The organism is Gottfriedia sp. NPDC058432 (assembly GCF_042721555.1).
In the GTDB taxonomy this organism is placed as follows: Bacteria; Bacillota; Bacilli; order Bacillales; family Bacillaceae_G; genus Gottfriedia.
In genome coordinates this window covers 12797-25336 of sequence record NZ_JBHXLC010000001.1, presented here as the reverse complement: position 1 = coordinate 25336, position 12540 = coordinate 12797, and the positions used below count along the sequence as shown (strand labels likewise).

12 protein-coding genes are annotated in these 12540 nt (G+C 33.7%); 4 read left to right on the top strand and 8 right to left on the bottom strand.

What is annotated here, in order from left to right:
- Positions 1-21: 21 nt before the first annotated feature.
- The 6 genes from menC to ACFWM3_RS00185 all read right to left on the bottom strand — a co-directional run bounded on the left by menC (position 22) and on the right by ACFWM3_RS00185 (position 7592).
- Complete coding sequence (gene menC / locus ACFWM3_RS00210) at positions 22-1134, bottom strand: o-succinylbenzoate synthase (protein ID WP_390309567.1); 1113 nt, start codon at positions 1132-1134, stop codon at positions 22-24.
- Positions 1135-1145: 11 nt separating this feature from the next.
- Positions 1146-2591 (bottom strand): o-succinylbenzoate--CoA ligase, encoded by a 1446-nt coding sequence (locus ACFWM3_RS00205; protein WP_390309566.1) that lies wholly within the window; start codon positions 2589-2591, stop codon positions 1146-1148.
- A 204-nt stretch (positions 2592-2795) separates the two neighbouring features.
- A complete protein-coding gene (gene menB / locus ACFWM3_RS00200; RefSeq protein WP_056473277.1) occupies positions 2796-3614 on the bottom strand; it encodes a 1,4-dihydroxy-2-naphthoyl-CoA synthase in 819 nt (272 codons plus the stop codon).
- A complete protein-coding gene (menH, locus tag ACFWM3_RS00195; protein ID WP_390309564.1) occupies positions 3611-4438 on the bottom strand; it encodes a 2-succinyl-6-hydroxy-2,4-cyclohexadiene-1-carboxylate synthase in 828 nt (275 codons plus the stop codon). The genes menB and menH overlap by 4 nt, the downstream gene beginning before the upstream one ends.
- A gap of 18 nt (positions 4439-4456) precedes the next feature.
- Positions 4457-6196: a 2-succinyl-5-enolpyruvyl-6-hydroxy-3-cyclohexene-1-carboxylic-acid synthase gene (gene menD / locus ACFWM3_RS00190; protein ID WP_390309563.1), complete on the bottom strand. Its 1740-nt coding sequence runs from the start codon at positions 6194-6196 to the stop codon at positions 4457-4459.
- Complete coding sequence (locus ACFWM3_RS00185) at positions 6186-7592, bottom strand: isochorismate synthase (RefSeq protein ID WP_390309561.1); 1407 nt, start codon at positions 7590-7592, stop codon at positions 6186-6188. The genes menD and ACFWM3_RS00185 overlap by 11 nt, the downstream gene beginning before the upstream one ends.
- Positions 7593-7746: 154 nt before the next feature.
- Here ACFWM3_RS00185 and ACFWM3_RS00180 point away from each other — a divergent pair, with 154 nt between their 5' ends.
- The 3 genes from ACFWM3_RS00180 (at position 7747) to ACFWM3_RS00170 (ending at position 10092) form a co-directional block, all read left to right on the top strand.
- Positions 7747-8670 carry a 1,4-dihydroxy-2-naphthoate polyprenyltransferase gene (locus ACFWM3_RS00180; protein ID WP_056473273.1) on the top strand — a complete coding sequence of 308 codons (924 nt, stop codon included), beginning with the start codon at positions 7747-7749 and terminating at the stop codon, positions 8668-8670.
- Positions 8671-8769: 99 nt separating this feature from the next.
- Positions 8770-9519, top strand: a complete 750-nt coding sequence (locus ACFWM3_RS00175) for a TraR/DksA C4-type zinc finger protein (protein WP_056473272.1) — start codon at positions 8770-8772, stop codon at positions 9517-9519.
- A gap of 108 nt (positions 9520-9627) precedes the next feature.
- Positions 9628-10092 carry a TspO/MBR family protein gene (locus ACFWM3_RS00170; protein WP_390309559.1) on the top strand — a complete coding sequence of 155 codons (465 nt, stop codon included), beginning with the start codon at positions 9628-9630 and terminating at the stop codon, positions 10090-10092.
- 58 nt (positions 10093-10150) lie between these two features.
- Here the strand turns inward: ACFWM3_RS00170 and ACFWM3_RS00165 are convergent, their stop codons facing one another.
- A complete protein-coding gene (locus tag ACFWM3_RS00165; RefSeq protein WP_056473269.1) occupies positions 10151-10351 on the bottom strand; it encodes a cold-shock protein in 201 nt (66 codons plus the stop codon).
- Between the two features lie 474 nt (positions 10352-10825).
- Between ACFWM3_RS00165 and ACFWM3_RS00160 the strand changes: the two genes are divergently transcribed.
- Complete coding sequence (locus tag ACFWM3_RS00160) at positions 10826-11614, top strand: TIGR00266 family protein (protein ID WP_056473267.1); 789 nt, start codon at positions 10826-10828, stop codon at positions 11612-11614.
- 86 nt (positions 11615-11700) lie between these two features.
- Here ACFWM3_RS00160 and ACFWM3_RS00155 read toward each other — a convergent pair whose 3' ends face one another.
- The gene (locus tag ACFWM3_RS00155; RefSeq protein ID WP_056473264.1) at positions 11701-12495 is read right to left on the bottom strand and encodes a lipase family protein; all 795 of its coding nucleotides are present in this window, start codon (positions 12493-12495) and stop codon (positions 11701-11703) included.
- Positions 12496-12540 lie beyond the last annotated feature (45 nt).

Sequence of the window (12540 nt, the reverse complement as noted above, 5' to 3'; positions counted from 1 at the left end):
GAGACCTGAGCTACCAAATTTCTATTTTTGAGAAGAATATTTATAAATCTTTTTAGAAATGCTTCGGATTCTCTCTTCATCCACTTCTACCCCTAAACCTGGTTTAACTGGTACATTAACTTTTCCATTTATTAAAGATACCTCTGGAAAAATGAGATCTTGCTCCCAATGTCTAGATGAAGCCGAAATATCTCCTGGTATTGTAAATCCGGGTAGAGATGCTAGTGCAACGTTTTGAATTCTAGAAATCCCTGTTTCAATCATGCCTCCAACCCAAATTGGAATATTCTTTTCTACACAATAATCATGAATTTCAATTGATTTAGTTAATCCCCCGACTCTCCCAGGCTTTACAGTAATGATTTCGCAAGCTTTTAATTCATACGCAATTTTAACATCCTCTAAGGAACATATACTTTCATCTAAACAGACTGGCGTAGAAATTTCCTTTTGAAGAATTGCGTGCTCGATGAATTGGCGTTCGCCGAAGGGCTGTTCAATCATTAACAGATTAAATTCATCTAATTTTTTTAGTTTCGGAATATCTGTAATCGAATAATCTGAATTGGCATCAATCATTAGGGGGATTGTTGGATAGCTATTTCGTATAGTTGATACAATTTCATAATCACTTTCTTTTGAAACTTTAACTTTAAATCGTTCATAGCCTTCTTCTATATATGAACCAATTTGTTTTAACATTTTTATTGGCTCGTCTATACTAATTACAACCCCAACTGGTATATCTGCCTTATTGCCCCCTAAAGCTTGTGCTAAAGAGATTGAATTTAGTTTACTATACAAATCCCAATATGCACCTTCAAGCCCAGATTTAGCCATTTGGTTGCCTTTAAATTTATTTAATAGAATCGCGATTTCACTTGGGTGACTAAACTGTTTATTTAATAGGATTGGAATAAAGAAATCATTTAAAGTATGAAGAGCCGTTTGAATCGTTTCCTCGGTATACCAAGGCTCTGAAAAAGCAACGACTTCTCCATAACCGCATATTCCATTAGCATCTAAAATTTTAACAATAATACTTTCACGTTTTTCATATGTACCATAGCTTGTTTTAAAAGGTATTTTTAGAGGCTGTTCAATTAACAATAATTCAATTTGCGATATCAACATGTTTATTCCCCTTATAGAAGCTTAAGTAGCTCTCTTCTAACTAGCTTGTTTGTTGCATTTCTTGGTAGGTTGTCTACATAAAATATTTCCTTTGGTATTTTATACCCTGCGATTTTATCTCGACAATACTCGATTAGTTCTTCTTGTGACGGAGGATTAGAGGATTTACTTACAACAAATCCAACAGGTACTTTTCCCCAACTAGGGTCTTCTTTGCCTGTTACACCCGCTTCAACGATATCTGGATGCGATAATAATACTGATTCAATCTCTGCTGGATATATATTCTCTCCACCGGAAATAATTAAGTCACTTCGACGGTCAACTACGAATAAAAAACCATCCTCATCTACATAGCCCAAATCTCCTGTATATAGATACTCAGGCGAATCAGATAACTTGGCAAGTTTATAATAACCTTTACTCACGTTTGGCCCTTTGACTACAATTTCTCCTACTTCATTTGGTAAACAAGTTCGATGATCGTCTCTTATTCCTAGCGTACATCCAAATAAAGCTTTACCTGCCGAACCAATTTTAGAAAGCATATATTCAGGAGAAAGGGTTGCAATTTGTGAACAAGTTTCAGTCATTCCGTAAGTTTGATATACTGGCACATTTAATGCTCTTGCCTTTTGTAAAAGAGGTAACGGAGCAGGTCCTCCACCAAGTAAAGCTGCCCTTACGCTGTTTAAATCATTTGTACCCTCAACAATCGTTAAGAGGTCATTTAATACTTTTGTTACAACAGATAGAATTGTTACATTATGCTTTTTGACACAGTCCTTAATGGTATGTGCATCAGCTTTATTCGTTAACACAATTTTCATGCCATAAATCGCACTTTTATATACAGTAGATAAGCCGCCCACATGGAACATCGGCAAACAAACTAACCATACATCTTTATGATCTAATCCTAAATTTAATACTGAAGCAATTGCACTGCTCCAATGATTAAAATAAGTTTGTAAAACTGCTTTTGGGAAACCTGTTGTACCAGATGTGTACATCATAGTTGCAATTTTATCTCCATCAAAGTTTGACTTAATCGGAAATTCCTTAGAACCACTGTTCTCCATTTCATTGCAATTTAACAGTTTTATATTTTCAGGTATCTTCAACGTATTTGAATTCGCCACGATTAAAAATTCAGAATCACTATTTTCTAATTGATATACTATTTCGTCATCACTTAATCTTATATTCAGTAAAATTGATGTTGCTCCAATATAATGAAGTGCATAAACAACTTCTATAAATTCAACGGAATTATTCATTAAAACCGAAACATGAGATCCGTCTTTAATGCCACAATAGTGAAATTTGTATGCAAGATTGATAACTCGATCATGTAACTCCTTAAACGTAATTTCGTCCCCATCTGTTGCAATTGCTATTCGACTAGGAGTTAATCTGACTCTCTCAAGCAAAAAATTCGGAATTTGGTTCATCATAAAACACTTCCTGACTATTTTAAAAATGTACAAAATATTATTTAAAGAAAACTCTCCGATTGGCGAGCCTTTAGGCGTAGACAGAAGCGTAGTTGCACATATATTTAATCAATTACGAGATTTCTTCTCCGCTGCCAATTTATACTTTCTTAATGTGCAAAAAAAGCTTGATGATTTCTCATCAAGCTTTTATCATCTTTCAAATCAAGGAAAACGTGGGAACTTATCGAAATCAGGTGTACGTTTTTCTTTAAATGCATCGCGACCTTCTTTTGCTTCTTCAGTTGTGTAGTAAAGAAGTGTTGCATCTCCAGCTAGCTGTTGAAGTCCAGCTAATCCATCTGTATCTGCATTCATTGCTGCTTTTAAGAAGCGAAGTGCAGTTGGACTCTTTTCTAGCATTTCTTCAGCCCATTTAACTGTTTCAGCTTCTAATTCTTCTAAAGGTACTACTTTATTTACTAAGCCCATATCTAATGCTTCTTGTGCATTATATTGACGGCATAAGTACCAAATTTCACGAGCTTTTTTGTGCCCTACTATACGAGCTAAATAGCCTGAACCATAACCAGCATCAAAGCTACCTACCTTTGGACCAGTTTGTCCAAACTTAGCGTTTTCAGCAGCGATTGTTAAGTCACATACTACGTTTAATACGTTACCTCCACCAATTGCATAACCAGCAACCATTGCAATTACAGGCTTTGGAATAACACGAATTAAACGTTGTAAATCTAATACATTTAGGCGAGGAATGCGGTCTTGTCCAACGTAACCACCGTGTCCGCGAACACTTTGGTCTCCCCCAGAACAGAATGCTTTTCCACCTTCACCTGTTAAAATAATAACACCAATTTTTTCGTCGTCTCTTGCATATGCAAAAGCATCAATCATTTCTGAAACTGTTAATGGTGTAAATGCGTTATGTACGTGCGGACGATTGATTGAAATTTTAGCGATTCCATTATATGTAGAATATAAAATTTCTTCATACTTTCTTTCTTGTACCCATTCAATAGTCATGAATTTTCCTCCTTTTCACTTTTCAATAAAAACCCAATTACTATTGTAGCAAATTTTTCCGAATGTTCCACATGAATTGCATGGCCTGCATGTGGAATTTTAATAATTTCGCTATTTTTTAGCCTCTCGTTCATTTTCCCCATTATTAAGCAAAACTTTTCATCATATTCTCCGCAAACTAATAAAGTAGGTTTTTTAAATTGCTCCAAATCACTCCATAAAGATGGTTGAATGCCCGTGCCCATCCCTTTTAGACTATTACTTAAGCCAATTGGTGACTGATTTAATCTTCCTTGTTTAATCTTTTGCTGTGACTCTAATGTCAAATTTTTTTGAGTTGAAAATAACGGAATGTTTTCCCAATAATTAACAAATTCTTCAATACCTTCAATTAGGATCATTGAAGATAAATGATTGTCTTGTTCAATTCGAGCTAATCTTTCATTTTCAGTTATAAGACCAGCCGTGCAGCTTTCTAAAATAAGCGATCTAATTTTTGTTGGATAGGCTAAAGCGAAATAGAGGGCTAGTCTACCTCCCATCGAATAGCCTAATAGATGCACAGAATCAATTTGCTTTTGTACTAAAAAATCATGTAAATCTTTAGCAGCAAACTCCATTCTATACCGCTCATCATTAATTGGACAATCTGTCTTTCCATGTCCTAATAAATCAATTGCTATTACATGATAATTTTTTTCTAGTTTACTTATTAAACTTCCCCATGTATCCTTCGAACCTGTGAAACCATGCAATAATAGAATTGTTTGCCCTTGGCCAGATTCAATATATGAATATGTGACCTCATTTATTATAATTTCCATGAACAAGAACACCTAATTTCATTTCTCGTATTCTGCTTTTACAATGCTCCAAATTTTTTGATGAAGATCATAATTTTCTTTACGATTTGTCTGAATTTCAATTACATGTAATCCATTATTCTTTTTCGCTAATTCATCTTCAAGTTCAAACCAATTTTGAATTTTCGTATGAACACCACCGAAAAGGGCTGTTGCATGCTCGAATTCTAATCCTAAAGGAGTTCCGAATAGTGCCTCGAAATGTTTTTCTTCTTTTGATTGAGGTAAAAATGAGAAGATTCCACCTCCATCATTATTAACAAGTATCACTCTTAAAGGTAAATGATGTAGTTTAGAAAGGACTAGACTATTTAAATCATGATAGAAAGATAAATCTCCAATTAATAATGTTACACATTCTCCAGCTGCTGCCATTCCTAATGCGGTAGCAATTGTCCCGTCTATTCCATTTACCCCTCGATTACAAGCAATTTTTAACTTTTTAGATTGGCTAAGTAAAAACGTATCCACATCACGAATAGGCATACTGTTTGAAACAAACAATGTACTTTCTTCAAGTAAATTTTTTGCTAAAGCTTGAACGATTTTCCCCTCAAAAAGTTCATCAAACTGTTCTGCTTGTTGTAGTCCATTTTTTGTTTTTTCATTAATTGTTTTCCATTTATTCAACCAATCTATTTCTAGACTACTTGTTTTCTGATATGACTCCAATATTGCATTACAAAACTGAATATCATCACAAGAAATCATTTGAGTTGCTTTTAACGTCGGATCCCTCCATAAGTCTCCTTCATCAATTACAATTAGCTCGCAATCTTTTTGCCTTTGTACATATTGGCTAAACGTTTTAGAAACAGGCATTGCCCCGAAACGTACGATCACTTCAGAATCAAGTGAATCCACAACGTCTTCAAAACGAAGAAATGTATCATATGTATCAATTACATTCGAGTCTTCATTACCACTAATTGTTCTTCCATTTGAAAGAGGATCACATAGAACTGGATAGTCTAATAAATTCCCTAAAGCTTTAATCTTTTTTAAAGCTCCTTCTTCAACGTATGGACCACAAACTAATAAGCCTTTTCTTTTTGATTGAAAAAGCTTGGTGAACTCACTACTTGTTTCGTTTGAAATTGTCGCAAGAGTTTCAGTAAGTATAGTGTGTGCAGAATTTTTACGCTTTCCTGCTGAAAATAAATCATCAATCGCAAAGTTTGGAACAAGTGGTTCTCGAAGTGGCACATTCATATGTACTGGCCCCATTGGAGCGGTCACACAAGAACGGTAAAGTCGACTAACGCTTGAACGTGCATATTGGTACATTGCCTCAGAAGCTTCTGGTAAGGCTAGCTCAATGAATTTTTTTACAAATGAACCGTATAAACCAATTTGATTCATAGCTTGTGGTGCGCCTATATCTCGAAGCTCATGTGGTCGATCAGCTGTCAATACGATTAATGGAATTCTAGATTCTTTTGCTTCAGAGATAGCTGGCATATAGTTAGAAGCAGCTGTTCCAGAAGTACAGATTAATACTGTAGGCTGTTTCGTGCTTTTAGCGATACCTAAAGCAAAAAATGCTGCCCCTCTTTCATCTACTGCGATATAAGACTTTAATTTTGGATGCTCATTTACTAACATCGATATTGGTGTAGAGCGTGATCCTGGACTTATTACAACGTTTTGAATATTTAGTGCACTTATTTCATCTACAAGAGCACCAATATATTTTGTTAGTGCTTCATTATCTTTCATTTCGTAACCCTCCTAATGCATTTAGCATTGGCAGAAACTTTACACCAGTTTCAAAAAATTCTTCCTCTGGTTTTGAATCTTGTACAACACCACAACCGGCATATAATTTTGCTTTATCTTCTTTAATTAAGGCACTACGTATACCTACAGCAAAATCACCATTTCCGTTTAAATCAATCCAACCTATCGGTGCACCATACCATCCCCGGTCCACAGGTTCAAGTTCACGAATTAATTTACATGCCTCTTCCTTAGGAAATCCTCCAAGTGCAGGTGTTGGATGTAATGCTTGAATTAATTCAAATAAAGAAACATGATTATATAATTTCCCTTCAACTGGCGTGAATAAATGCAATAAACTTTTTGTCGCCATTATTCTTGGTGTTGAAGGAATTGATAATTCATTACAATATTGTTGGAGCGTTTCTCGTATATAGTTTACAACAAAAGCATGTTCACCATTATTTTTTTTACTATTTAATAACCAATCGGCTGCTTCTGTGTTTTCTTCCTTAGTTATTCCTTTTGCGGCAGATCCAGCAAGACACATCGAAGAAACTGTATTATTTTTCTTAGAAATTAATCTCTCAGGTGTAGCGCTTATAAATACAGTATCTTTTAATTGATAAGAAATAACATAGTTAACATTTCTTGTTGCTTCTAGTTCATAAATTACTTTTGTTGAATTTACTTCTGAAGAAAATGTTGCATTTAAAGTTCGATTTAAAACAACTTTTTCTAATTTTTCGTTTTTCATTTGATGAATTGCTTCTTTTACACTCTGAATCCATTCATTTGGTTCAAATTCATCTTTGTTAATACATTCTGATTGTGTAAAGCTTGGTTGCTTCATTCCAAACTTTTCTAAAAAGTCATCATATTCTTTATATTGAAGCAATAAATCCTCTACTGAAGTTTGTTCATTTATTTCATAATTAGAGGTGATGAATGTCCCTTCGTTTGTAACCGTCACCATTAATTTAGGTACATAGAAATGAGAGGTACCAAAATTCTTCCAATCTTGATCATTTTTATAGTTATCAAAAAAAGAGAAACCCCCAAGAGCTATCGGTCCTGTACCAAAGCAATTTTCTTGCTCGATATACACTTGCTCTCCAAAGCGTTTCCATTCTTTTTCTATTGCAGAATACTGTTCTTCTGTACTATGATGAAAAGGAACTAAAGTACCAATTCCTGTGAGAATTAACGAGTTTTCTTGGTTTGACCAATAAAAGCGTTCAGTAAAACCCAATTCATGATAAAAATGGTAAACACTTAGGGGATGGATATTCATTATTTTTTCCACTTTACAAATGAAGCGTTTTGAACAAGCTTTTGCCTTTTGAAGAGAATGCTCAAAGAAGGCAATCGATTCCAGTTGACCTGTTCTAAGCATAATAGTTCCCCCTAGCTTAAATATACGTTAAATACATGATATAACTAAAGATACAACGATGAATGTAGACTGTCAATTTTATGAAGTTCGTCCATACTTTTTTAAAGTAAAATGACCTACATTTTCAAATAATATTAAAAAGGAGGATGTTAACATGCAACCAACTGTTCAATCTCCAACTTCCTCAACAGGTTTTAGAACATGGTGGAATTTATTAAGACCACATACATTAACCGCAGCGTTCATTCCTGTTGCGATTGGAACAATGTTAGCGCACATAGATCACTCATTTCATTTACTTTTATTTCTTTCAATGCTTATTGCAAGTTTACTGATCCAAGCCGCTGCAAATATGATTAATGAATATTATGATTATAAAAGAGGGCTAGATCATGAAGGTTCTGTCGGTATCGGAGGAGCAATCGTAAGGGATGGTATTAAACCTTCAACTGTCTTAAATCTTGCTTTTACTTTTTTTGGTATCGCTCTTCTACTAGGCATTTATATTTGTATTCAAAGTAGCTGGTGGATAGCAGTTATTGGACTTATTTGTATGGCAGCAGCTTATTTTTATACTGGAGGACCACTTCCAATCGCATACACTCCATTTGGTGAGTTAGTTGCGGGCTTTTTTATGGGAGTTGTAATTATTGGTATTACTTACTATATTCAAGCTGGAAATTTACCATCAAATGTGATCTTACTTTCTATTCCTACTTCAATTACAATTGGAGCAATTTTAACAGCAAACAATATTCGTGACCTAGATAATGACAAGGAAAATGGACGAAAAACACTTGTTATCTTATTAGGTAAAAAGAATGCAATTATCTTTATTGGTTCACTATTTGCCGTTGCATATGCTTTAGTTATTGTATTTGTTATCATGAATTTAATTACACCTTTTGCACTTATTTCATTAATAAGTATTCCTGTTGCAATAAAAGCAACAAAAGGATTTATAGGTAAAACTCAACCAATGGAAATGATGCCAGCCATGGCAGCAACAGCAAAAACAAATACTATAATGGGATTCCTTCTTGTTATAGGCTTAATAATTGGAAATATTTTTTCCTAATTAAGACAGAACAATTCCTCAAAAAACTTAATTCATGTTTTCCTCCTTTTTGAACAAAATATGGATAGTCATATTCATTTATTGAAAAGGGGGAGCATGATGCTTTCACAATCACAAATCCAAACATTTAAAAACGAATTACTGAAACAAAAACAACATATAGAAGAAAGACTTAATGATCCAGCCTTTACACCATACTCACTTAGAGATTCTGTTGATGAGCTTTCACTTGCAGACAACCATCCAGGAGATTTAGGAACTGAATTATTTGAACGTGAAAAGGACATTTCACTTCATGAGCATTTAAGAAACGAACTAATTGATGTTAATGCAGCGTTAGAAAAAATTGAAAATGGAACATATGGTATATGTGAAGTAAGTGGTGAAGAAATACCGTTTGAACGGTTACAAGCTCTTCCTACAGCAAAAGCGATGATCGAACATACTCATGATCAGCATATTTCAAGTTCAAGTATAAGATACGATCGTCCCGTTGAGGAAGAAGTACTAAACCCTCCATTTAGTAGAGATCCTAAAGATCGCTCAATGATGTATGACGCCGAAGATGCTTTACAAGATGTTGAAAGATACGGAAATTCTCAAACACCGTCTGATTTTGAATTTAATAATATTGAGGAGTATGGAAGCACATTTACTGAGAGCTATGAAAATGTAGGTTATGTAGAAGAATTTGAAAACTTTATCGGTACTGATATTTACGGAAAAAATCAAACTGTCTACCCTACAAAAAAACATGAACAATATGAACAAGATCTTGATGATTACGAAGAACAAGCTTTAAACGGAGAATTATCTGAAATTGATGTGAAAGACATTGAAAAGTACTAAATGAGTTGAAATTTCATTAAAAAACGATTACTACAATGTGGTCGTTTTTTTTATATTTTTAAATTAAATACATATACTTAATCAAGACAACTTAATTGAGGAGGTTTTATGGATATTAAGTTAATTGTATTATTTTTCTCCTTATACTGTTTATTTTTTATTTCATCTATTTTATTTCCAATCGACTACGAGTGGTATAGTCATTTAATTAAACCTAGCTATACTCCTTCAGGTAAAACAATCGGAATCATTTGGGCATTCTTATATTCTTTTATTTCTTTAAGCGTATGTATAATCGTTTCTTTAGGAAAATCCTTTAAAAAAGCAAAATGGTTTTATTTTGTATTTATTATTAATTATGTATTTAACCAGTTGTTTAGCTATTTCCAATTCAAACAAAAAGATTTATTGATGGCTACAATCGACTGCGGACTCGTCTTTGTTACAGCAATTCTTTTAACGACCATCGCTTACAAACATTCAAAAACTTCATTTGTATTACTCATTCCCTATTCTATTTGGTCATTATTTGCAACCTATTTAAACTACAATATCTACGTACTAAATAGATAGATTTCTAGATTAATATAAAAAGGCATCCTAAAAAAGGATGCCTTGAACATAACAAAAATTATTTTTTGTTTACGTTAGCTGCTTGTGGTCCACGGTTTCCTTCGATGATTTCGAATTGAACTTCTTGACCTTCTTCTAAAGTTTTGAAACCTTCGCCTTGAATTGCAGAGAAGTGTACGAATACGTCGTTTCCACTTTCAGTTTGGATGAATCCAAATCCTTTTTCGCTGTTAAACCATTTAACTTTACCGAATTCCATCGATAATACCTCCTAAAAATACATATATACACTATTAATGCGTGCATAAAAGAGGGGTAAAGAAAAAGAACGTCATTGTCCAATCGGCTAAAGGATTGCTACAACATTGAAAGTGGTCAAAACTTCTTTTCAAGACAAAGAAAAATGAGCGTTACTAAAAATTTTGTAGTGCAAATGTATCGTTAATTTCTTACCTTCAAATAAATATGCAGTTAATAGTAACTTAAATATATCATATCTGAAAAAGAGCGTCAATGACACTCGGGCTAAATTGAGAGAATTTTTTATATAATTCTTAATATTTATCTTTTATACATTTTGACCTACCTAGCTTTCTTTAAAAATGGTATATTTTCTCATTAATTAGTCAAAATAATCGAGGATTCTGTAATAATTTATCAAATTTTTTATTATTAAATAACTAGATTTTAGTATTACAATATTTGTATAGTTAAACTAAAAGGAGGAATAAAAATGAAAAATTCTCATGAAGTTACATATAAAATCCATGGCCATGATATGCAGTTTGTACAAGTAGAGCTTGATCCAAAAGAGACCGTGGTTGCTGAAGCCGGAGCAATGATGATGATGGATGATGGTATCGAACTTGAAACAATATTTGGTGACGGTTCAACGCAATCAGGTGGATTATTTGGAAAATTGGTCGGAGCAGGTAAGCGCCTTGTTACAGGTGAAAGCTTGTTTATGACTAGTTTTACAAACCGTTCAAGCTCTTTAAAAACTGTTAGTTTCTCCGCTCCATACCCTGGAACAATTATACCGTTAGATTTACATGAGTATGGAAATAAAATCATTTGTCAAAAAGATTCTTTCTTAGCAGCAGCAAAAGGAACTTCAGTTGGAATCGAGTTTAGAAAGAAATTGAGTACCGGTCTATTCGGTGGTGAGGGCTTTATCATGCAAAAACTCGAAGGTGATGGTCTTGCTTTCTTGCATGCTGGTGGTTCAATTTACCAAAAAACACTTCAGCCAGGTGAAAAAGTTAAAATCGATACCGGATGTATTGTTGGCTTCACTGGTGATGTTAATTATGAAATTGAATATGTTGGAAATGTAAAAACTGCACTTTTTGGAGGAGAAGGTCTATTCTTCGCTACATTACAAGGTCCTGGAACAATTTGGGTTCAATCATTAACTTTAGCAAGATTAGCTTCTCGAATTGGTCAATACTTACCAAATTCATCTAAAGAAGAAGGAAGTATATTAGGTGGACTTGGTAATTTGTTGGATGGTAAAGAATAATTTAGACTACTTTAAAAACATTTTTTGTATACATACAAAAACTAGTCAACGAAATCTTGACTAGTTTTTTTTTGTTCTATTAACCATTAGATTACTTCCTCTTCTTCTGGTTCTGCTTCACGTATTTTGTAAGTAAAGGTTGGAGTATAATCATAATCCGACTGCATCTTTTTAACGCCTTCAATATAAGTCGATAGAAGGTGACTATTCTTAATAGACCCTTTATTTAGTGAAAAAGTGATTGGATGTTTCACTTGTACGTATTCTAAAAAAATGTTTAATGGCTTCACTTCTACTTTAAAGGGTGGGCTTAAAGGGACCATGTCATATAAATTTACAAATCTTAAACTATGCCTAACATTTTCATCGTAGTTTTCTTTAAACTTTATATTCCCTACTTTAGGAGAGCCAAATGAATAGACATTCGGGTTACAAATTCCAGTCATTGCTATTTCATATCCTAATAACGTGGCCAATGAACCACCTAAGCTATGACCCGTTATGAATATTTTTTTTGAAAGAGCCTTTTCCTTCACAATTTCTAAAAGCATTTCTCGACAAGATTGATAAATTGATAGAAACCCCGAATGGACACACCCACCGTTCATCACATAAGGAAATAAGTCTTGATCAATTTTTAAATCAGCTAACCAATCCAAATCTGATTTCGTTCCTCGAAACACAATGTTCACGGATTCATCATTTTCAATAATATAGCCAAACCATTCTAGCTCGCTAATTGCACATGCTTTAATTGTATCTACTAATGAATAGCTTGCTGGAATCATAAATTTACCATCATTCTCAAACTGAGCATATGCCTGTTCAATGCAAAGTAATAATTCTAAGGCCTTATCATAGTCAACTGAAAGGAATTTCAACGTATCTCTCCTTTCTCGCTTTTCATCATGATATGAAAAACCTCC

Excerpts from the sequence above, each read along its gene's own strand:
- ACFWM3_RS00205 (WP_390309566.1), bottom strand. The coding sequence starts at position 2,591 with ATGATGAACCAAATTCCGAATTTTTTGCTTGAGAGAGTCAGATTAACT.
- menD (WP_390309563.1), bottom strand. The coding sequence starts at position 6,196 with ATGAAAGATAATGAAGCACTAACAAAATATATTGGTGCTCTTGTAGAT.
- ACFWM3_RS00185 (WP_390309561.1), bottom strand. The coding sequence starts at position 7,592 with ATGCTTAGAACAGGTCAACTGGAATCGATTGCCTTCTTTGAGCATTCT.
- ACFWM3_RS00160 (WP_056473267.1), top strand. The coding sequence starts at position 10,826 with ATGAAAAATTCTCATGAAGTTACATATAAAATCCATGGCCATGATATG.
- menH (WP_390309564.1), bottom strand. The coding sequence starts at position 4,438 with ATGGAAATTATAATAAATGAGGTCACATATTCATATATTGAATCTGGC.
- menB (WP_056473277.1), bottom strand. The coding sequence starts at position 3,614 with ATGACTATTGAATGGGTACAAGAAAGAAAGTATGAAGAAATTTTATAT.
- ACFWM3_RS00165 (WP_056473269.1), bottom strand. The coding sequence starts at position 10,351 with ATGGAATTCGGTAAAGTTAAATGGTTTAACAGCGAAAAAGGATTTGGA.
- ACFWM3_RS00170 (WP_390309559.1), top strand. The coding sequence starts at position 9,628 with ATGGATATTAAGTTAATTGTATTATTTTTCTCCTTATACTGTTTATTT.
- ACFWM3_RS00175 (WP_056473272.1), top strand. The coding sequence starts at position 8,770 with ATGCTTTCACAATCACAAATCCAAACATTTAAAAACGAATTACTGAAA.
- menC (WP_390309567.1), bottom strand. The coding sequence starts at position 1,134 with ATGTTGATATCGCAAATTGAATTATTGTTAATTGAACAGCCTCTAAAA.
- ACFWM3_RS00180 (WP_056473273.1), top strand. The coding sequence starts at position 7,747 with ATGCAACCAACTGTTCAATCTCCAACTTCCTCAACAGGTTTTAGAACA.